Below are 19,086 nucleotides of genomic sequence, written 5' to 3'. Positions count from 1 at the left end.
GATCCTGTACATGAATTCCTCTCCCTCCGTGTCGCGCTGCGTTCAGCGTCGGTCGAAACGGTCGGGCCTGAGGGGTCGAATGTCAATATTGGGCGTGCGCCCCGCGACCAGGTCGGCGGTCAGACGGCCGAGCCTGGGCCCCATGGTCATACCGATGTGCTGGCTGCCGAAGGCGAAGCACACCGTCGGCGCCTTGGGCGCGGGGCCGAGTAGCGGCAGGCTGTCCACGGTGGCGGGCCGGTGGCCCATCCAGACGGCCTCGCCGTCCCAGCGCAGGCCGGGATAGACCTGGCGCACGCGTCGCCGGAGGGCCTCGACCGGCGCGCCCAGGGGCGGTCCCTCGACGCCGCCGAAATCGACCGTCCCGGCGAGGCGCAGCCCGTCCTCCATGGGACTGATGGCGGTCCTGGCCTCGACGATCATGTGCGGCCCCGGGGGTGCGTGCGAGGCGCCCTTGAGGACGAGGTGATAGCCTCGCTCGGACTCGAGCATCGGCGCGTGGCCCAGCGCCTGCGCCAGCGGCGCCGACCACACGCCCGCGGCCAGCACCACGCGGTCGGCCTCGCGCCGGGCGCCGCCCGTCATGGTGACCGCCGCGCGGCCGCCCGCCACCTGGGCGAGGCCGGTGACCGCGCCCTGCAGGAACCGCCCGCCGGCGCTCTCGAAATGCGCGGCCAGCGCGGCGACATAGGCCCCGGGCGAGGTGACGTGGCCGTGCTCGGGCAGCGCCGCCGCGAAGCCGTAGCGCTCCGACAGCGCGGGGTCGTAGTCGGCCAGCTGGGCGCGGTCCCACTCCTCCCAGCGAAAGCCGTTGGCGCGGCGCAGCGCAAAAGCGAAGGCATCCGCCTCGAAGGCGCGCCGGTCGCGGTAGACCAGGGTGTAGTAGCCGCGGCGCAGGAAGCGCTCGGCCGGCGTGCCGCCGGCCAGCGCCATGTGCTGCTCGAGCGCGTCGCCGGTCAGCGAGGCGAGCGCGCCGGCGATCATCTCCACCGTGCCACGCCGGCCGTTCCACAAAAAGCGCGCCAGCCACGGCATCAGCCGCGGCAGGTAACCCCAGCGCAGGTAGAGCGGCGAGTCCGCATCGAGCAGCATCCCCGGCACCTTCCACGCCAGACCCGGCACCGAGACGGGCACGATGCTAGCCCTCGCCAGGATCCCGGCATTGCCATAGGACGCCTGCGCCGGGTCGCCGGGGCGCACCCGGTCGATCAGCGTCACGGCATGGCCGTCGCGGCGCAGCCACTCGGCGGCCGAGACGCCCGTTATGCCTGCCCCGACGACGATCACCTGCATCAGGCGACCCACTCGCTGACCGGCGCCGCCGCCTCGTCGAGCGGCTGGGCGATCACGTCGACCAGCGCCGGGCCGTCATGCGAGATGGCGGCCCTGAGCGCGCCCTCCAGCTCCCCCGGCTCCTCGACGCGCCAGCTCTTCACGCCGTAGGCGGCGGCGACCGCCGCGTGCTCGGTGCGCGAGAAGTCGACCGAGAAGAAGCGCCCGCCGAAGCCCGCGCGCTGGCCCGCCTTGATCCAGCCGTAGACGCTGTTCGAGAACACCACGCAGGTGATCGGCAGGCTGAGGCGCACCACCGTCTCCAGCTCGCCCGCGCACATGCCGAAGCTGCCGTCGCCCATGGCGGCCACCACCTTGGCGCCGGGCCGCCCGGTCTGCGCCCCGATGGCCGCGCCCAGCGCGAAGCCCAGCGCGCCGTGTGCCCGGTTGGTGATGAAGTGCCGTCCGGCGCGGCGGTTCGTGTAATAGGCCGAGAAATAGGGGCAGGGCGTGCCCGGATCGGCGCAGACCACCGCGTCCTCGGGCAACAGCCGCTCGAGCGTGGCGATCACCCGCTCGGGCCGGATCGGCCGCGCGTCACTCTCGGCCAGCGGCCGGAAATGGGCGCGCTTGGCCGCCCAGGCCTCGGCCACCGCCTGCTCGGCGCCGGCAAAGCGGGGCAACTCGGCCGCCTCGGCCAGCGCCTCCAGCGCCAGCCTGGCGTCGGCGCAGATGGCCGCCTCGGTCGCATAGCTCGCCCCGATCACGCCCGGGTCGGCGTCGATGTGGACGACCGTCACGCCGGGGCCCGGCGCGCGCCAGCGCTCGGTGGTCACCGAGCCGGCGCGGCAGCCGACGAAGACCACGCAGTCGGCGGCATCGACCACCGCGCGGGTCTCCGGTCGCCCGCCGTTCGAGCCGACCACGCCCAGGCACAGCGGGTGCGTCTCGGGCAGGCTGCCCTGGCCGCTGACCGTGGTGGCAACCGCGATGCCCAGGCCCTCGGCGAGCCGCCTGAGCGCCGCCTCGGCCCCGGCCAGCACCACGCCGCCGCCGCACACGATCAACGGGCGGCGGGCCGCGGCCAGCACGCCCGCGGCCCGCTCCACATCCGCCGGATCGGGCGCGGCGCGCAGCGCCGGGAAGGCGCCGAAGCGGGGGTCGGCCCAGATCTCGTCCTCGGGCACGGGCGCCTTCTGCACGTCGAAGGGCAACGCCAGATGCGCCGCGCCCGCGCGCCCGCTGGTCATTTCGCGGAAGGCACGGCGCAGCATGCGGGGCAGGGCGCCCGCGTCGCGCAGCACCCCGTTCCACTTGGTCAGCGGCCGGTAGAGCGCCTCCTGGTCCAGCTCGGTCAGCGGATAGCGCCCGGCCGAGGTGGTGGCGACGTCGGTGGTGATGGCGAGGATCGGCACCGAGCTCTCGTTCGCCTCGACGACGCCGGGCAGGATATAGGTGGCGCCTCCGCCCGAGGGCCCCTCGCACACGCCGACGCGCCCGGTCACCCGGGCATAGCCGTCGGCCATGTAGGCGGCGTGGCGCTCGTCGCGCGTCAGGATGTGGGTGATGCCGTGGTCGAGCCGGGCCAGCGCGTCGTAGAACGGCAGCGAGGTGTCGCCGCACAGGCCGAAGACGTGGCGCACGCCATGCGCGGCCAGCATGCGCACCATCGCCTCGGCCCCGGTCGACTGGTTTGCCCCGCCCATCATCGCATCCTCCCTTGCCTTGGCCACACGCTCGGCGGAAAATTCGGTGCAGTCAACGGCCGGGGCGGAGAGGGCGATGATCGCCGGGGGCGGCAAGGCAGTCTACGGCGCCAGCGTCGGCATCCTGATGCTCGAGGCGCGCTTCCCGCGCATCCCCGGCGACATGGGCAACGCGCTCAGCTGGCCGTTCCCGGTGCTCTATCGCGTGGTGCGCGGCGCCAGCCCCGAGCGCGTGGTGCGCCGCCGCGCCGAGGGCCTCCTGGACGCGTTCATCGAGGCCGGCCGTGCCCTGGTGGCCGACGGCGCCGACGGCATCACCACCAACTGCGGGTTCCTGTCGCTGTTCCAGGCCGAGCTGGCCGCGGCGCTGGGCGTGCCGGTGGCCAGCTCGGCCTTGATGCAGGTGCCGCTGATCCAGGCGACGCTGCCGCCGGGCCGCCGCGTCGGCATCCTGACCATCTCGGCCGAGGCGCTGACGCCCGCCCACCTCGCCGCCGCGGGCGTGCCGGAGGGCACGCCGGTGATGGGCACCGAGGCGGGGGCCGAGTTCACCCGCGTGATCCTGGGCGACGAGCCCCGGCTCGACGTCGAGGCCGCGCGGCGCGATGTGGTCAGCGCCGCCAGCGCCCTGGTGGCGCGCCACCCCGAGACCGGCGCGATCATGCTCGAATGCACCAACATGGTGCCCTATGCGGCCGATGTGCGCGCCGCGACCGGCCTGCCGGTGCACTCGGTGCACGGCTTCGTCTGCTGGTTCCAGGCGTCGCTGCGCCCGCCGCGCTTCGCGGCGCCGGATTGAGCCGGATCGCCCGCAGCGCCGCGCTGTAGCCCGCGGGCGAGCGAAAGCCACTGGACTCAAATGCGAGAGCGAGACCCCGGCGCGTTGGCCGGGGCAGCCGGATACCTTGGGCGGCGGGAAGCCCTGGGCGGCGGGAAGCCCTGGGCGGCGGGAAGCCCTGGGCGGCGGGAAGCCCTGGGCAGCGGGAAACCCTGGGCAGCCGGCTACCTTGGGGCCGTGCCCCGGACCCGATTCAGGGCCTCCCTGCAGGCGGCTGCAGCCTCAGGCCACCCGGTCGCGCGGCGCGCGCCCGGCGAAGACCGCGTCGAGGTTGTCGAGCGCCCGGAAGCCCATGGCGTCGCGCGTCTCGGTGGTGGACGAGCCGATATGGGGCAGCAGGAAGACGTTCTCGAGCCTGGCCAACTCGGGGTTGCCGCCCGGCTCGTTGCAAAAGACGTCGAGCCCCGCGGCGAACATCTGGCCCGATTTCAGCGCCGCGATCAGCGCCTCCTCGTCCACCAGCGCGCCGCGCGCCGTGTTGACGAAGATCGCGCCCTCGGGCAGCCGGGCGAAGGCGGCGGCATCCATCATGCCGCGGTTCTGAGCCGTCGCCGGGCAGTGCAGCGACAGCACGTCGGAGACCTCGAGCAGGCTCTCCAGGCTCTCGTGATAAATCGCGCCCTGCTCGGCGGCGGGCTCAAGCCGGCGGCGGTTGTAGTAGTGCACCTGCATGTCGAGCCCGCGCGCGCGCCGCGCCATGACCTGCCCGACCCGGCCCATGCCGACGATGCCGAGCCGCTTGCCCGTGACCTGCCGCCCGATCATGAAGGCCGGCGACCAGTGCTTCCAGCGCCCGTCGCGCACCATGCGGTCGCCCTCGGCCGCGCGCCGGGCCGCGCCCAGCATCAAGAGCATGGCGATCTCGGCGGTGGCGTCGGACAGCACGTCGGGCGTGTTGGTGACGATCACGCCCTTGTTCTTCGCCGCCTCGAGGTCGACATGGTCGACGCCCACCGAGAAGTTGGCGATCACCTTGAGCCGGTCGGGCAGGGCGGCGATCACCTCGGCGGTGAACTTCTCCGAGTGGCAGGGCAGCACGGCATCGACCTGCTGGCACTTCTCGATCAGCTCCTCGCGCGAGTAGAGCCGGTCGTCGGGGTTCGGGATCGCCTGGTAGTCGCGCGCCGCCCGCTGCTCGACGGCCTCGGGCAGCTTGCGCGTGATCAGGACGACGGGCTTGCCTGCCATCGGGTCCCCCTCGGTCGGTCTACTTTCCGCGGTCGGTGAACAGGTCCCGGTAGAAGTCGTAGGCGGCCATTGCCAGGCTGATCACGGTGATGCTGATCAGGTTCCAGCGCGGCACCCAGATCACCACCACCATCATGAAGGCGATCAGGCAGCCCATGGCGATGATGGCGAGGATCTTCTCGACGGTCGGGTTCATGACTCCGCCTCCTCCTCCTCGCCCAGAGTCTCGATCAGCCAGCGCGCGGTGCGCAGCAGCCGGGCGTCGTCGCCATAGGCGCCGACCAGCTGCACGCCCAGGGGCAGGCCGTTCGGCCCGACCATCAGCGGCAGGCTGATCACCGGCACGCCCGCGAAGGTCCACAGCGTGCAGAAGACCGGGTCGCCGGTGCTGTCCAGTCCGCTGGGTGCCTCGCCGGGCGCGGCGGGGGTGACGATGGCGTCGTAGCGCTCGAAAATCGGGTCGAGCCCGGCGCGCAGCACGCGCTGCATGTCTCGCAGGCCCAGATAGGTGGGGGCCGAGAGCGCGCGGCCCTCCTCGACGATTTCGCGGGTCTGCCCGCTGACCTGGCTCGCGTCGCGGTCGACATAGTGGCCCAGGCTGCGCGCCATCTCGGCGGCCATGACGCCGCGGTGCCAGCCGAAGCCGCGCTCGAACGGCTCGGGCAGCCCGACCTCGTCGATGCGCTCGCCGAGCGCCTCCTTCAGCTCCGCGAAGGCGGACTGCGTCTCGGGTGCGGCGCGCTCCCACGCAGGCGTCTTGCAAAACGCGAGCAACGGCGTGGCGGGCGGGCGCGACATGGCGGTCGCGCTCAGCGGTCCCGGGTTCAGGCGCGCGCCGTCGTCGCGGTGGTCGGGGCCCATGATCAGCTCGATCAGCGCCACGTCCTCGATCGAGCGGGCGAAGATGCCCACATGGTCGAGGCTGGGCGAGAGCGGCAGCACGCCGGTGCGCGGCACGGCGCCGAAGGAGGGCTTGAAGCCGAAGGTGCCGCAGAACGAGGCCGGGCGGATCACCGAGCCGTTGGTCTGGCTGCCCAGCGCCAGCGGCACCATGCCCGAGGCCACCGCGGCGGCCGAGCCGCTGGACGAGCCGCCGGGCGTGCGCTCGGGGTCGTGCGGATTGCGCGTCTTGCCCGGCCGGTAGTAGGCGAACTCGGTCGTCACCGTCTTGCCGAGGATCACGGCGCCGGCGTCGGTCAGCCGGCGCACGGCGGTCGCGTCCGCCTCGGGGCGGCGCCCCGCGTCCAGCGGGCTGCCGTTCTCGGTCGGCATGTAGCGGGTGTCGAAGATGTCCTTGATGCCCACCGGCACGCCGTGCAACGGGCCCAGCGGCCAGCCCGTCTCGCGCCGGCGGTCGCGGTCGCGGGCGTCCTCCATCGCCTGCTCGCGGTCGAGGTAGGCCCAGGCCCCGATCGCCTCGTCGTGCTTGGCGATGCGGTCGAGGCAGGCCTCGACCAGCTCGGCCGCACTCAGCGTGCCCTCGGAGACAGCCTGGGCCGCCGCGCGCGCCGAGAGGTCGGCGGGATCGCCAATGGACACCGTCTTCATTTGCCGGCCCCGTAGACCAGGTCGGGCAGGTAGTACACCGTGCCGGGGAAGTTGTAGACCATGATCATCGCGATCAGAACCATTGCCAGATACGGCATGACGCCGCGGAAGATCTGCGTCAGCTGCACATGCGGCGGCGCGATGCCCTTGAGGTAGTAAGCCGCCATGGCCATCGGCGGTGTGAGGAACGAGGTCTGCAGGTTCAGCGCGATCAGGATGCCGAAGAACAGCGGGTCGACGTTGAAGTGAGGCAAAAGCGGCAGGAAGATCGGCACGAAGATGATGATGATCTCCGACCACTCCAGCGGCCAGCCGAGCAGGAAGATGATGATCTGCGCCGTGATCAGGAAGGTCAGCGTGTCGAGCTTCAGGCTGACCACGAAGTGCTCGATCAGGTTCTCGCCGCCGAGATAGGCGAACACCGAGGAGAAGGTCCACGAGCCGACGAACAGCCAGCAGACCATCGCCGAGGTGCGCACCGTGAGGTAGACCGACTCGCGCAGCCGGTCCCAGGTCAGCGCCCGGTAGGCGATGGCCAGAACCAGCCCGCCGAGCGCACCCACCGAGGCGGCCTCGGTCGGCGTCGCCAGCCCGAACAGGATGGCGCCCAGCACGGAGAGGATCAGCACCGCCAAGGGAAAGAACGAGGTCAGCAGGCGCACGATGATCATGCCGGTGGTGACGCCCTCGGTCAGCTCCTCGGGCGGCTTCGGCGCCAGCTTCGGATTGAGCCAGGCGCGCCCGACCACGTAGAGGATGTAGAGCCCCGCCAGCATGAAGCCCGGGATCATCGCCCCTGCATAGAGCCGGACGATTGAGGTGTTCGAGGTCGCCGCATAGACGATCAGCATGATCGAGGGCGGAATCAGGATGCCGAGGCAGCCGCCGGCGCAGATCACGCCCGAGGCGAAGCTGGTCTCGTAGCGCGCCTTCAGCATGGCGGGGAAGGCCAGCAGGCCCATCAGCGTGACCACGGCGCCGATGATGCCGGTGGCGGTGGCGAACAGCGCGCAGGTGATCAGCGCCGCCACGGCCATGGCGCCGGGCATCCGGCGCGCCGAGATATAGAGCGTGTCGAACAGGCGCTCGACGATGTTGGCGCGCTCGACGATGTAGCCCATGAACAGGAACAGCGGCACCGCCGTCAGCACGTCGTTCGACATGACCGAGTAGGTCTGGTTCACGAACAGGTCGAAGATCCGGTTGTTCAGGAACCCCTGGGCCCATTCGTGCCACACCGTCCAGGTATCGGCATGGTGGGCGAGGGCGTGCTCGTAGGAACGCCAGGCCCGCTCGGGATCGTAATAGGCGTAGTACCCGAACATGAGCCCCATGCCCATGAGGGTGAAGGAAATCGGGAAGCCGAGGAAGATGCTGACGACGAACACGCCCAGCATCATGATGGCGACCTGCGGATCGGTCATGACCGGTCGTCTCCCTCACCCACATCTGCGACCGGTTTCTCGCCCGAGTGCGCCGCCTTGACCAGCTCCTCCTCCATCTCGAGCACGTCCTCCTCGGCCTTGATCCACTCGCCCGTGCGCAGGCAGTAGATGCAGCGCAGCACCTGGGCGACGCCCTGGAACAGCATCAGCACGCCGGCGGCCACGAGGATCAGCTTGAACTGGAAGATCGGCACGTTCGCCGGGCTCATCACGCTGACCTCCTGGTAGCGCAGCGAGCGCGAGGCGTATTTCCAGCCGGAGAAGGTGAGAGCCAGCATCGCCGGCAGGAAGAAGATGAAATAGAGCGTCAGCTCGACCGCGGCCTGGGTGCGCGGACGCCACAGCCGATAGAGGAAATCCGCGCGCACATGCGCGCTGTGCGACAGGGTGTAGGCGCCGCCCATCATGAACAGCGTGCCGTACATCATGTAGCTGAGGTCATAGGACCAGCCGGTGGGCGCGTTGAAGAGGTATCGCGAGAACACCTCGAAGCCCATGCCGAAGGTCATGATCACGATGCACCAGGCGAAGGCCTTGCCGACCCGCGCGCTGAACGCGTCGATAAAGCGAATGGTGGCTTCCACGGTGATCCCCCGGGCTCAAAGAAACGCCGCCGGGGGGTGAGCCCCCGGCGGCGGTGCGGCCGGCTCAGATGAGCTCTTTGGGAAGCTTGCCCGGCCAGTAGTGGTTGTAGGCGAGCCCGTAGTCGCACTGGTTCATGATCATGTAGTAGCCGACCCGCTCGCCCCAGGCCCGCTGGCTCTCGATCACCTTCTTGAAGAAGGGATCGGAGCTCAGCTTCGCCACGACCTTGTCCCAAGCTTTGAGCTGCGCCTGGAGGATCGACTTGCTGGTGCGCTTGACGATGGTGCCGCCCTTGATCAGCTTCTGCAGGTCGTGCGAGCAGTCGTCCATGGTCAGGCCGTAGTTGGCGGTGGCGGCGGCCTCGCAGGTGTACCTGAGGATCGCCTGCTCCTCCTTCGACAGGCCCTGGTAGACATCCTTGTTCCAGATGATCTCGATGAACTCGTTGGCCTGGTGGTAGGACGACAGGTAGTAGTACTTGGCCACGTCCTGGGCGCCGAACTGCATGTCCGAGGTCGGGTTGTTGAACTCGAAGGCCTCGATCACGCCGCGCTGCAGCGCCGGCACGATCTCGCCGCCCGGAAGCTGGGTGACGTTCACGCCCATCGCCTCGAAGACATCGGTGGCGAGCCCGACGGTGCGGTACTTCAGCCCCTTCATGTCGGCGGCGGTGTTCACCTCCTTGTTGAACCAGCCCAGAGGCTGGGTGGCACAGGGCATGGCGAACCAGCCGACCAGGTTCAGGCCCAGGATTTTCTGCACCAGCTCGTCATAGAGCGCCTGGCCGCCGCCGTTGCTCACCCAGGCGAGCATCTGGTTGCCGTTCACGCCGTAGACCGGGCCGGTGCCGAACAGCGACGCCGCCTTGTTCTTGCCGTACCAGTAGGCGCAGACCTGGTGGCCGCCGTCGAGCACGCCGTCGTTCACCGCGTCCTGGATCTGGAACGCCTTCACGACCGCGCCGGCGGGCAGGTACTCCACCTTCAGCCGGCCGCCCGACATCTGGTTGACACGGTCGACATACTGCCGCGCCCAGTCGGAGAAGATGTTCGAGGCCGGCCAGGCGCCCTGCATCTTCAGCTTCGTGGTCTGCGCGCGGCTGACCTGGGGCGCGGCCAGCGTTGCCGCGGCGGCCCCGGCGGCCAGGCCGCCCTTGAGGAATTGCCGCCGCGAGGCGGTCTTCTTTTGCTCGGTGGTAGCTACGGTGTCCTTCATGATCTCCTCCCGTTGCACGCAGCGTCGGAACCGTTCGCGGCCCGGCGGCTGCGCGTTGCCACCAGACCCGGCTTGCCCCCTGGCGGAGTGCGGGTCAGCCCCGCCGCGGGACCTCTCGCACCAGTACACCAACGAACACCGCACTGTAAGGCGCGGCCCCTTCTGCAAGGGTGGTAAATCTATCAGACCGCCCGCGCAGGGCAAACACAATCGGACGCGCCTGTTCCACGCTGCGAAAAACCGCCGCTGCGCCCCAATGGCCGCGCGGGCGGCCTAGTAGGGCAGGCCGACATAGTTCTCGGCCAGCACCTCCTGCGCGGCGCGCGAGCCGGCGAGATAGTCGAACTCGGCCTGTCTGAGCCGCTCTTCGAACGGCTCTTCCCCGTCGAAGCGGTGCAGCAGCCGCGTCATCCACCAGGTGAAGCGCTGCGCCTTCCACACCCGCGCCAGCGCCCGCTCGGAATAGGACGCGAGCGCGCGCGCGTCGCCCGCGCGGTAGAAGGCAATCAGCGCGTCCGAGAGGTAATGCACGTCCGAGCCCGCCAGGTTCAGCCCCTTGGCCCCGGTCGGCGGCACGATATGCGCCGCGTCGCCGGCCAGGAACAGCCGCCCGTGGCGCAGCGGCCGGGCGACGAAGCTGCGCAGCGGCGCCACCGACTTCTCGATCGAGGGCCCGGTGACCAGCCGTGCTGCCGCCTCGGCCGGCAGGCGCGCCCTGAGCTCGTCCCAGAACCGCGCGTCCGGCCAGTCCGCCGGCTCGGTGGCGTCGGGCACCTGCACGTAGTAGCGGCTTAATGTCGCGGAGCGCATCGAGCACAGCGCGAAGCCGCGCGCGTGGGCCGAGTAGATCAGCTCGGGGCTGACCGGCGGCGTCTCGGACAGCACCCCGAGCCAGCCGAACGGATAGACCAGCTCGCGCACTGCGAGCCGTGCCCGCGGGATGGCGCCCCGGCTGACGCCGTGGAAGCCGTCGCAGCCGGCGACGAAGTCGCACTCGACGCGGGCCTCGGCGCCGTGGCGGCGGTAGCTGACGCGGGGCCGCGTGCCGTCGAGGTCGTGCAGCGCCACGTCCTCGGCCTCGTCGAGCACCGGGTTGCCGCGTGCCGCGCGCGCCTCGAACAGGTCGCGCGTCACCTCGGTCTGGCCCCAGATGCAGACGCTGCGCCCGGTCAGGGCCGCGAGGTCGATGCGCAGGCTGCGCTCGCCGTGGGCGATGGCGAGGCCGGCATGGGTCTGGCCGTGCGCGTCCATGCGCGCGCCCACGCCGGCCTGGCGCAGCAGCGCCTGGAACTGGTCCTCCAGCACGCCGGCGCGGATCCGCGCCTCGACATGCGCCCGGCTGTGGCGCTCGAGCACGACCGAGTCGATGCCGGCAAGGTCGAGAAGCTGCGCCAGCAGCAGCCCGGCCGGCCCGGCGCCGATGATCGCGACCTGCGTGCGGATGCGCGTCCCTCCCGCTCGGTTCCGGGGAGCGCCGCCGGAACGTTTGCGAAACATCGCGCAATTTTACACAAAATTGCCTCGATTTGGGACGGCTTCAACATCTCGTATTCAGATTGCCTTAACCGGCCAGATCCAAGGTCGTCGGCACGGGCAGGGCAGCGATCCCGACGGCAAGGGCGCGACAAGCGAAAACGAAACACGACGAGGCAGACATGGCGAGCTTTCCCCGGCAGGAGGTCGATCCGGACCGTTTCGGCGAGGTCATGAGCGCGGTGCAGATGCCGCTCGAGAACGTCGCCTTCGCGCTCGAGCAATACCTGCTCGCCAACGGCCAGCGCCTCGACGCCGAGACGCGCGCGCTGCTCGCCGGGACGCGCGACTGCGTCGGTCGGGTCGCCGTCACCACCCGCCGCCTCGTCAAGCACGAGTGCGAGCGGACAGGCGCACCCCCCGCGCGCGCCGACCGGGCGGCCTGAGCGGCCGGATTGAGAGTATGGCGCGGCGGCTCAGGGATAGGGCCGGGTGCGGCAGCGCTCGGAACGGTCGCACAGGGTCCACAGTCCGGCGCGCTTGTCGTCTTGGTACCGGCCCCGCCACATGAGGTAGCGCCCGGTGCTGTACCAGCTTCGCGCCGGGCCTTGCCTGCGGCCGGCGTTGTCGATGCACCACTCCTGCACGGCGTCCGAGGTGTCGCGCAGCATGTTGCGCGTGTTGTGGGGGCAGTCGAGCGGGTTCGGGCGCATCGGCGCGGCCAGGCGCCGGGGCAGCGCGGCGAGGCTCTGGATCGCCTGTGGCGTCGCGCCGTCGGGCGCCTCCACCGTGCCGCCGAGGAAGCGCGGCGGGTCGACCGCGTAGTCGAGCCGCAGCACGCGCGCGCGACTCACGATGTCGACCCTGATCCTCACGCAGGTCCCGGCCCGGTCGCGGCAGGGCCCGGTCTGAAACACCGGCGTCGCCCCGGGCGGCAGCTGCGAGCCGAGCCACCGGCCCAGGGGTTGCATCGGCAGCCGGCTGTCGATCTGCGCGGCCGGCGTGTCGAGAAGCCGCGAAATGACATCGTTGCCGCCGGCGCCGGCGACCGTCCAGGCAGCCGCAGCCACGGCAAGACTCAGCCAGTGCCGGCGCATGCACCCCCCAAACCCGGCCCCGCCGTCGCGGCACGGGCCAAAACTCGACTGTCGACGACCATATTGCTGCGCGGAGTGTGCGGCAATTGCAACCGGATGCGCCAAATCAGACCTGTCTGGCCCAAATCGGGACAGGTGGCGCCGGAAGATCGGTGGCGCGCGCCGCGCCGGGCGCGGGCCCTGACCATCTTGGCCGCCGCGATCCGGATCGGGTCGCGGGCTGCCGGCCCCGACCGGCCTCCGTGCGCCCTAGGCGGGCGCCAGGCTGCGGCGCCCGTCGGCCGGCCCCGGATAGCCGTCCCGCGTCTGCGGCAGCTTGCGGCCGAGAAGCCGGGCGGCCACCTGGGTGCGCAGCACCTGCGCCGTGCCGCCGCCGATGGTGAACATGCGCGCGTCGCGCACCATGCGCTCGATCGGGTTGCGCCGCGTGTAGCCGGCGGCGCCGTGCAGCTGCAGCGCGTCGTTGGTCACCTTGACCGCGGTCTCGGCCGCCAGGATCTTGGCCTGCGCCGCCAGGAAGCGGTCGGGGAAGCCGCCCGACGAGCCGTCCCCTTGCGCGCTCGCCGCCGCCTTCCACACCAGCGCCTGCGCCGCGGCCAGTCCCACCGACATGTCGGCCAGCATCCACTGCAGGCCCTGGAACTCGGCGATCGGTCGGCCGAACTGCTCGCGCTCCTGCACATAGGCGAGCGCCAGGTCGAAGGCGCCCTCGGCGATGCCCAGCGCCACCGCCGCGGCGCCGACGCGCTGGCTGTTGTAGGCCGCCATCAGGCGGGCGAAGGCGCGCGCCGGCTCGCCGCCGGGCACCAGCGCCATGGCGTCGGGCACGAACAGCTCCTCGAGCACGATCTCGGCCTCCGGGATGCCGCGCAGGCCCATGGTGGGCTCGCGTGCGCCTACCGTCAGCCCCTCGGCCTCGCCGCGCACGGCGAGGAAGCCGCCGATGCCGCGCTCGGCGCCGTCCTCGACCATGCGCGCGAAGATCAGGTGCAGGCGCGAGACCCCGGCCCCGGTGATCCAGTGCTTGCGGCCGTTCAGCACCCAGCCGCCGGGCACGCGCCGCGCCGTGGTGGTCATCTCGGTCGCCGCCGACCCCGCCGCCGGCTCGGTGATGCAGATCGCGGGCTTGTCGCCCTCCAGAACCAGCCCGGCGGCCAGTCGCTTCTGCTCCTCGCTGCCATAGACCATCACCGCGGCGATGCCGCCCATGTTGGTCTCGACGACGATGCGCGCGGTCACGCCGCAGGCTTTCGCCACCTCCTCGACCACCAGCGCGGCGTCGAGGAAGTCGCGGCCCTGGCCGCCCAACGCGCGCGGGATGGTCATGCCGACGAAGCCGGCCTCGCGCAGCGCCGTGACGTTTTCCCACGGGTAGGTCTCGGCCCGGTCGATCTCGGCGGCGCGGTCGCGCAACACGCCCCGGGCCAGCGCCCGCGCGCGCTCGCATAGCGCGCGCCTCTCGTCTGTCAGCTCAAACATCGCGTCCTCCTCACGGGATTCGCCGGCACGATACCCGTGCAATCGGGGAAACGGAATCGGCGAGTCCTTGCCGCCGGTATCGCAAGACAGGGCGGTCCGTCGCAGCCGCCGTCGCCACGGTGCGGGCTAATGGCCCCCGCGCCCCTTCAAAAGGCGGCCCATCACCACGGGCGTGAGCAGCATCGGGAACTGGTAGAAGGCGACGAACAGGCCGAAAACCGGATCGGGCGGCAGTGCCGCGAGGTAGAGCGAGACGTTGCGGTTGCCCCACATCAGCGCGGCCGCCCCCGCGACCCCCGGCGCGGCGGCGGGCCGGAGCAGGGCGGCAAGCGCCGCCTGCACGCCGAAATTCGCGCCGAGCGCGAGGACGAGCGTGCCCAGCGCGTAGCCCGGCATGGCGCCGACCACCTGCCAGAAGCCGTCGTAGAGGGGGATCACGAACAGCACCAGCACGACCGCGGCGACGCCGTCGAAGGCGGCGTGGTGGCGCTCGATCACGGCCGGGCCGACCAGCCGGCGCAGCAGCAGCGCCGCCGCCCAGCCGGCCGCGATCATCGCGGCGATGCGCAGCATCAGCGGGCCCACGTCGAGCGGCACCGCGGCGCCGAGCAGCAGCTTGGTCACCGCCGGCCCGATCAGCGGCGTGGCCAGGCTGGCGAAGACGCTGAGTTCGAGCGCGAAGCCGGCATCGAGCCCCAGGATCAGGCTGAGCGCGGCGGCCGAGGTGATCGGCGGCGCTGCAAAGGTGTAGGTCAGCGCCGCCACATGCGCCTGGGCCATGCCGGCGGCCCGCGCCCCCGCCCAGGCCAGTGCCGGCGTCGCCACCGCCATGCCCAGGGTCCACAGTGTCAGCGCCGCCAGCCGCCGCGGCCGCGCTGCCCGCCGCGCCAGGCTGGCGAGGTCGAGCCGGACCATGGCGATGCAGAAGATCAGCGCCACGAGGCCCGGCAGGAACGGGCGCAGGAAGGCGCTGACCGCGGGCAGCGCGGTCGCCACCACGACGCCGATGGCGAGGAACCAGCGCGCCCGCGCACCGATCCAGCCGAGCGCGCCGAGCATCGCCTCAGCCCCTCCCCGCTGCTGTCGTCATCCGCTAACCCCGCGCCGCTTCGGCGGTCGACGCTCGGCGCCGGGCGGGCGGTTGTCAAGCGGGCTTTGGGGCCCGAATCCGGCCCGTTAACTCTTATATGTCTTATATAAGACATATAAGAGTACAGCGTATTTAGATACCGCGCCTTGCGCAGGTATTGCGCGCCGCCGCGTCCAGGGACATGCTGGCCGCGCCGCCTCGCCGCGGCCGGCGAGAACGAGCCCGACCCCGAGGAGTCCGACCCCAAGGAGCCCGACCATGAGCCATGTCTTCCCGCGCCATACCAAGGCGCGGCTTCCCACCGCCGCCGGGGGCGACGGGCCGTATCTGATTGACACCGCCGGCAAGCGCTATCTCGACGCATCCAGCGGTGCCGCGGTGTCCTGCCTCGGCCACTCGGCCAGCGAGATCACCGAGGCGGTAAAGGCGCAGCTCGACGCGATTCCCTACGCGCACACCTCGTTCTTCACTTCCGAGCCGGCCGAGCGGCTGGCCGACATGCTGATCGAGCGGGCGCCGGCGGGGATCGAGCGGGTCTACTTCGTCTCCGGCGGCTCGGAGGCGATCGAGGCGGCGATCAAGCTGGCGCGGCAGGTCTTCACCGAGCGCGGCGAGGGCGCGCGCCGCCACGTCATCGCGCGCTGGCAGAGCTATCACGGCAACACGCTGGGCGCGCTCTCGGCCGGCGGCAACCGCTGGCGCCGGGCACAGTTCGAGCCGCTGCTGGTGCCCGCGATGCACCATATCGACCCCTGCCACTACTGGCGCTGGGGCGCCGAGGGCGAGAGCCCCGAGGCCTACGGGCGGCGGGTTGCGGACCAGCTCGACGAGAAGGTGCGCGAGCTCGGCCCCGAGACGGTGGCCGCCTTCATCGCCGAACCGGTGGTCGGCGCCACCATGGGCGCCGTGCCGGCCGCGCCCGGTTATTTCAAGCGCATCCGCGAGATCTGCGACGCGCACGGCATCCTGCTGATCCTCGACGAGGTGATGTGCGGCATGGGCCGCACCGGCACGCTGTTCGCCTCGGAGGCCGAGGGCATCGCGCCCGACATCGTGTGCATCGCCAAGGGGCTGGGCGCAGGCATCCAGCCGATCGGGGCGATGCTGTGCACGGGCGAGATCTACCGCACCATCGAGCAGGGCTCGGGCTTCTTCCAGCACGGGCACACCTATCTGGGCCACCCGGCGGCCTGCGCCGCGGGCGTTGCGGTGATGGGCCGGATCCCCGAGCTGCTGCCGAATGTGCGCGCCATGGGCGAGACGCTGAAATCGGCGCTCGAATCGGCGCTGGGCCAGCACCCGCATGTGGGCGACGTGCGGGGCAGGGGCCTGTTCATGGGCGTCGAGTTCGTCGCCGACAAGGAGACCAAGGCGCCCTTCGACCCGGCAGCGGGCGTGGCCGCCAAGCTGAAGCGGGCCTGCTTCGACGACGGGCTGATGGTCTATCCGATGAGCGGCACGATCGACGGCCACGCGGGCGACCACGCGCTGATCGCGCCGCCCTATATCATCAACGACGCGCATGTGGACGAGATCGTGGCCAAGTTCACCGGCGCGCTCGACCGCACGCTGCGCGGGGCCCAGGCGGCCTGAGGTCGCCTTGGCCCCGGCCCGGGGGGCGCTAGCGCCCGGCGAAGTCGGCAATCGCCTCGACGATGCGGTCGAAGGCGTCCGCGGCGCGATGCGAGGCGTGCCGGGCGCGCAGGTGGCCGTGCGGCAACTGCGGCTCGACGGCGCAATAGGCCTCGACCCCGACGCCGACCAGCCGGCGGTCGTATTCCGGCCCGTCGTCGCGCAGCGGGTCGCAGCCGGCCACCGAGATGAAGCACGGCGCGACGCCCGAGAGATCCTCGGCCGCCAGCGGGTAGAAGCTGGGGTCGTCATCGGGCGGCGGGCCGCCGGCGCGCAGCCGGTCGTAGGCGTCCATCTCGGCGGCGGTCAGCATCGGCGCCTCGGCGTTCTCGCTGTAGGAGGCGAGCCCGATGCGGTTGCCGCCGAGACAGGGATAGATCAGCACCTGGCCGCGTATCGGCGCGCCCTTCTGTGCCAGGGCGACCGCCGCGGCGAGGTTGGCCCCCGCGCTGTCGCCGCACAGGACGGCGGGGCCCCCGGCGAGTACCGCGCGGGTGGCCGCGAGCGCGTCGTCGTAGGACGCGGGGTGGGGGTTTTCGGGGCAGAGCCGGTAGTCCACTGCGATGACCGGGCAGCCGGTGCGCGCGGCGATCTCGGCGCAGATATCGTCGTGGCTGTCGAGCCCGCCGAGCACGTAGCCGCCGCCGTGGAAATAGACCACCGTGACGGGCCCGGCCCCCTCCGGCCGGTAGCGGCGCAGGCGCAGCGGGCCGCCGGGGCCGGGCACGGTCTCGTCGCTCACAGTGAGGCCCTCGGGGCGCGGCTGACCGAAGCTGGCGGCCATCTCCTCGTAGCGCTGCCGGCGTTGGGCGAGCGTCAGGGCGGCCTTGCCTTCGGGGTAGAAGGCGGCGGTGCGCTCGATGAAGGCGAGGACCTCCGGGTCGGTGATCTCGGTCGACATGGCGCGGGTCCCGTGATGCGTGCTCCGCCGCCGACCATAGGCGCAGTTCCGCGACGGCGGAAGAGCGCGATGGGTGGCGCCGCCGGGGCGGGGGGGAGGACCGGGGGAGCCGCTCCGCGCGTGCCGGGCCTTCGCCGCACCGCGCGCGATCATCTCAGAAGGGCTGCCACAGGCTGAGCGAGAAGCCCAGCCCGTCGCCGGGCTTCAGCAGGTCGTAGCTGAGGCCGATCTGGATGGTGCGCGGTCGCGCCTTCGCACCCGCCTTGGCATCGGGCTTGGCGTCATCCTTGGCGTCATCCTTGGAGAGCCGGAAGCTGTAAGCGATGGAGGGCGCGAGCTTGAAGGACGGGTCGGTGCCGCCCGCCAGCGGATAGAGGCCGTAGAGGCTGAGCATGCCCGACCAGTGCCGCCACGGCGAGTAGCCGCCGGTGATCTCGGCGCGCAGCTCGTCGGCCAGCCCCTCGCCGCGCCAGTAATAGGCGGCGCCGGTGGAGACGAAGGCGTTGCCCCAGCCGCCGCCCCAGCCGTGGCCGTAGAGCCCGGCGAAATGCGCCTCGGGCACGGCGCCGGGGTCGGCGTATTCCAGGCCGTTGCCGATCCAGTCCTCGATCGGGTGGGCATAGCCGGCCTCGATCGACGCCACGCCGCCATGGCCGTCGCGCCACACGCGCTTGCGCAGGAAGCCGCCGAGCGAGGCGGAGCTGGCGCGCAGGTCGCTGGCGGAGAGCTCGACATAGAGCTTGGCCCCGACGGTGAGCCCCTCGATCAGCCCGTATTCCAGGTAGATCTGCGAGATGTTCCGGTCGGAGTCGACCGGCCCCCCCGCGAGCGAGCCGACCGGGGCGACCCGGCGCCCGGTGGTGGCGATCACCAGGCCCTCGCCCGGGGCGCGGGTCCAGGCGCCGGCCGCCGCGGGGGGGGCGGAGAGGAGGCCGAGACTGATGCACGCGAGACTGAGGACGGCCGACCGGCCAGGACATCCCATAGGGGCCTCCGACGCTGACGCCCCGAGGCTGTGGGATTATGGTTAACAGCGCGTTAGCGCGGCGGCGGATGCCACTCGCGCGAGACTCGGGGCGCGGAATCGGCTATATTCCGGCGCGGAGGGAAATCTCGAGGACGGCCATGAACGACCCTCTTCTGGCCCTTTCGCTGATGGTCGGCGGGCTTGGCTGCATCGCCGCCTGGGGCATCTGCCGGGTGTTCGCCGAGAAGCGGGCGCTGCGGCTGCGCCGCGAGGCGAACGCGATCAAGCACCACGTGGTGCGCGGCGGCTCGATGCCGCCCGGCGTGTCGGGGGCGCTGGCCGAAGCCTATTTCCAGGTGCACTGGATCGACGTCCTGGCCAGCGGGTTCCTCGGCGCCGGGGTCGGCGCCACCGGGGTGGCCACCTACATCGTTCTCTGAGCCAAACCGACCGGGTCCGGGCAGCGCGGGCTTGCATTCGCGCGGCGCCGCCATATGCTGCGGGCGTTCTCTCGGGGCGCCCCTGGGGTCTTTCCCTCGGGCTGAGATGCACCCGCTGAACCTGACCCAGGTCGTACTGGCGGAGGGAAGAGACACCGGCCACCCGGCCACGATCTCCCCACCCCTCGCCGTTCCGCAAAGAAGGGACGT

18 protein-coding genes and 1 riboswitch are annotated in these 19,086 nt (G+C 71.5%); of the genes, 4 read left to right on the top strand and 14 right to left on the bottom strand.

Annotation, left to right across the window (positions count from 1 at the left end):
* Positions 1–42: 42 nt before the first annotated feature.
* Both AC32QD_RS15110 and AC32QD_RS15105 read right to left on the bottom strand, forming a co-directional pair.
* On the bottom strand, positions 43–1,293 hold the full coding sequence (locus AC32QD_RS15110) for an NAD(P)/FAD-dependent oxidoreductase (RefSeq protein ID WP_492011336.1): 1,251 nt from the start codon (positions 1,291–1,293) through the stop codon (positions 43–45).
* Positions 1,293–2,978 (bottom strand): thiamine pyrophosphate-binding protein, encoded by a 1,686-nt coding sequence (locus tag AC32QD_RS15105; RefSeq protein WP_492011337.1) that lies wholly within the window; start codon positions 2,976–2,978, stop codon positions 1,293–1,295. Before AC32QD_RS15105 ends, AC32QD_RS15110 begins: the two co-directional genes overlap by 1 nt.
* Positions 2,979–3,054: 76 nt before the next feature.
* Between AC32QD_RS15105 and AC32QD_RS15100 the strand changes: the two genes are divergently transcribed.
* The gene (locus AC32QD_RS15100; RefSeq protein ID WP_492011335.1) at positions 3,055–3,777 is read left to right on the top strand and encodes an aspartate/glutamate racemase family protein; all 723 of its coding nucleotides are present in this window, start codon (positions 3,055–3,057) and stop codon (positions 3,775–3,777) included.
* A gap of 261 nt (positions 3,778–4,038) precedes the next feature.
* Here AC32QD_RS15100 and AC32QD_RS15095 read toward each other — a convergent pair whose 3' ends face one another.
* From AC32QD_RS15095 to pobA, 7 genes are all read right to left on the bottom strand, one after another.
* On the bottom strand, positions 4,039–5,004 hold the full coding sequence (locus AC32QD_RS15095; protein WP_492011334.1) for a 2-hydroxyacid dehydrogenase: 966 nt from the start codon (positions 5,002–5,004) through the stop codon (positions 4,039–4,041).
* A 19-nt stretch (positions 5,005–5,023) separates the two neighbouring features.
* Positions 5,024–5,200 (bottom strand): hypothetical protein, encoded by a 177-nt coding sequence (locus tag AC32QD_RS15090; protein ID WP_492011333.1) that lies wholly within the window; start codon positions 5,198–5,200, stop codon positions 5,024–5,026.
* Positions 5,197–6,552, bottom strand: a complete 1,356-nt coding sequence (locus AC32QD_RS15085; protein ID WP_492011332.1) for an amidase — start codon at positions 6,550–6,552, stop codon at positions 5,197–5,199. Before AC32QD_RS15085 ends, AC32QD_RS15090 begins: the two co-directional genes overlap by 4 nt.
* Positions 6,549–7,976 (bottom strand): TRAP transporter large permease, encoded by a 1,428-nt coding sequence (locus AC32QD_RS15080; protein WP_492011331.1) that lies wholly within the window; start codon positions 7,974–7,976, stop codon positions 6,549–6,551. The genes AC32QD_RS15085 and AC32QD_RS15080 overlap by 4 nt, the downstream gene beginning before the upstream one ends.
* Complete coding sequence (locus tag AC32QD_RS15075) at positions 7,973–8,581, bottom strand: TRAP transporter small permease subunit (RefSeq protein WP_492011330.1); 609 nt, start codon at positions 8,579–8,581, stop codon at positions 7,973–7,975. Before AC32QD_RS15075 ends, AC32QD_RS15080 begins: the two co-directional genes overlap by 4 nt.
* Positions 8,582–8,645: 64 nt before the next feature.
* Positions 8,646–9,797: a TRAP transporter substrate-binding protein gene (locus AC32QD_RS15070; RefSeq protein WP_492011329.1), complete on the bottom strand. Its 1,152-nt coding sequence runs from the start codon at positions 9,795–9,797 to the stop codon at positions 8,646–8,648.
* A 273-nt stretch (positions 9,798–10,070) separates the two neighbouring features.
* A complete protein-coding gene (gene pobA / locus AC32QD_RS15065; protein WP_492011328.1) occupies positions 10,071–11,294 on the bottom strand; it encodes a 4-hydroxybenzoate 3-monooxygenase in 1,224 nt (407 codons plus the stop codon).
* 158 nt (positions 11,295–11,452) lie between these two features.
* On the opposite strand from pobA, the gene AC32QD_RS15060 reads away from it, so the two are divergent.
* Positions 11,453–11,716 (top strand): hypothetical protein, encoded by a 264-nt coding sequence (locus tag AC32QD_RS15060; protein WP_492011327.1) that lies wholly within the window; start codon positions 11,453–11,455, stop codon positions 11,714–11,716.
* A 30-nt stretch (positions 11,717–11,746) separates the two neighbouring features.
* Here AC32QD_RS15060 and AC32QD_RS15055 read toward each other — a convergent pair whose 3' ends face one another.
* The 3 genes from AC32QD_RS15055 to AC32QD_RS15045 all read right to left on the bottom strand — a co-directional run bounded on the left by AC32QD_RS15055 (position 11,747) and on the right by AC32QD_RS15045 (position 14,905).
* Entirely contained in the window at positions 11,747–12,367 is a 621-nt protein-coding gene (locus tag AC32QD_RS15055) for a hypothetical protein (RefSeq protein ID WP_492011326.1), read from the bottom strand.
* A gap of 249 nt (positions 12,368–12,616) precedes the next feature.
* Positions 12,617–13,846, bottom strand: a complete 1,230-nt coding sequence (gene acdA / locus AC32QD_RS15050) for a 3-sulfinopropanoyl-CoA desulfinase (protein ID WP_492011325.1) — start codon at positions 13,844–13,846, stop codon at positions 12,617–12,619.
* A gap of 126 nt (positions 13,847–13,972) precedes the next feature.
* Entirely contained in the window at positions 13,973–14,905 is a 933-nt protein-coding gene (locus AC32QD_RS15045) for a hypothetical protein (RefSeq protein WP_492011324.1), read from the bottom strand.
* 289 nt (positions 14,906–15,194) lie between these two features.
* Here AC32QD_RS15045 and AC32QD_RS15040 point away from each other — a divergent pair, with 289 nt between their 5' ends.
* The gene (locus tag AC32QD_RS15040; protein ID WP_492011323.1) at positions 15,195–16,529 is read left to right on the top strand and encodes an aspartate aminotransferase family protein; all 1,335 of its coding nucleotides are present in this window, start codon (positions 15,195–15,197) and stop codon (positions 16,527–16,529) included.
* Positions 16,530–16,557: 28 nt separating this feature from the next.
* On the opposite strand, the gene AC32QD_RS15035 is transcribed toward AC32QD_RS15040, so the two are convergent.
* Together AC32QD_RS15035 and AC32QD_RS15030 are read right to left on the bottom strand one after the other, a co-directional pair.
* Positions 16,558–17,469: an alpha/beta hydrolase gene (locus AC32QD_RS15035; protein ID WP_492011322.1), complete on the bottom strand. Its 912-nt coding sequence runs from the start codon at positions 17,467–17,469 to the stop codon at positions 16,558–16,560.
* A 154-nt stretch (positions 17,470–17,623) separates the two neighbouring features.
* On the bottom strand, positions 17,624–18,340 hold the full coding sequence (locus tag AC32QD_RS15030) for a hypothetical protein (protein WP_492011321.1): 717 nt from the start codon (positions 18,338–18,340) through the stop codon (positions 17,624–17,626).
* A gap of 254 nt (positions 18,341–18,594) precedes the next feature.
* On the opposite strand from AC32QD_RS15030, the gene AC32QD_RS15025 reads away from it, so the two are divergent.
* Complete coding sequence (locus AC32QD_RS15025; RefSeq protein WP_492011320.1) at positions 18,595–18,876, top strand: hypothetical protein; 282 nt, start codon at positions 18,595–18,597, stop codon at positions 18,874–18,876.
* Positions 18,877–18,938: 62 nt separating this feature from the next.
* Positions 18,939–19,041: riboswitch (TPP riboswitch) on the top strand.
* Positions 19,042–19,086: the final 45 nt, after the last annotated feature.

This window comes from Thermohalobaculum sp., from assembly GCF_058622915.1.
The sequence above is the reverse complement of the archived record's forward strand: the minus strand, read 5'-3'. Positions and strand labels throughout refer to the sequence as shown.

Excerpts from the sequence above, each read along its gene's own strand:
- AC32QD_RS15110 (WP_492011336.1), bottom strand. The coding sequence starts at position 1,293 with ATGCAGGTGATCGTCGTCGGGGCAGGCATAACGGGCGTCTCGGCCGCC.
- AC32QD_RS15105 (WP_492011337.1), bottom strand. The coding sequence starts at position 2,978 with ATGGGCGGGGCAAACCAGTCGACCGGGGCCGAGGCGATGGTGCGCATG.
- AC32QD_RS15100 (WP_492011335.1), top strand. The coding sequence starts at position 3,055 with ATGATCGCCGGGGGCGGCAAGGCAGTCTACGGCGCCAGCGTCGGCATC.
- AC32QD_RS15095 (WP_492011334.1), bottom strand. The coding sequence starts at position 5,004 with ATGGCAGGCAAGCCCGTCGTCCTGATCACGCGCAAGCTGCCCGAGGCC.
- AC32QD_RS15090 (WP_492011333.1), bottom strand. The coding sequence starts at position 5,200 with ATGAACCCGACCGTCGAGAAGATCCTCGCCATCATCGCCATGGGCTGC.
- AC32QD_RS15085 (WP_492011332.1), bottom strand. The coding sequence starts at position 6,552 with ATGAAGACGGTGTCCATTGGCGATCCCGCCGACCTCTCGGCGCGCGCG.
- AC32QD_RS15080 (WP_492011331.1), bottom strand. The coding sequence starts at position 7,976 with ATGACCGATCCGCAGGTCGCCATCATGATGCTGGGCGTGTTCGTCGTC.
- AC32QD_RS15070 (WP_492011329.1), bottom strand. The coding sequence starts at position 9,797 with ATGAAGGACACCGTAGCTACCACCGAGCAAAAGAAGACCGCCTCGCGG.
- pobA (WP_492011328.1), bottom strand. The coding sequence starts at position 11,294 with ATGTTTCGCAAACGTTCCGGCGGCGCTCCCCGGAACCGAGCGGGAGGG.
- AC32QD_RS15060 (WP_492011327.1), top strand. The coding sequence starts at position 11,453 with ATGGCGAGCTTTCCCCGGCAGGAGGTCGATCCGGACCGTTTCGGCGAG.
- AC32QD_RS15055 (WP_492011326.1), bottom strand. The coding sequence starts at position 12,367 with ATGCGCCGGCACTGGCTGAGTCTTGCCGTGGCTGCGGCTGCCTGGACG.
- acdA (WP_492011325.1), bottom strand. The coding sequence starts at position 13,846 with ATGTTTGAGCTGACAGACGAGAGGCGCGCGCTATGCGAGCGCGCGCGG.
- AC32QD_RS15045 (WP_492011324.1), bottom strand. The coding sequence starts at position 14,905 with ATGCTCGGCGCGCTCGGCTGGATCGGTGCGCGGGCGCGCTGGTTCCTC.
- AC32QD_RS15040 (WP_492011323.1), top strand. The coding sequence starts at position 15,195 with ATGAGCCATGTCTTCCCGCGCCATACCAAGGCGCGGCTTCCCACCGCC.
- AC32QD_RS15035 (WP_492011322.1), bottom strand. The coding sequence starts at position 17,469 with ATGTCGACCGAGATCACCGACCCGGAGGTCCTCGCCTTCATCGAGCGC.
- AC32QD_RS15025 (WP_492011320.1), top strand. The coding sequence starts at position 18,595 with ATGAACGACCCTCTTCTGGCCCTTTCGCTGATGGTCGGCGGGCTTGGC.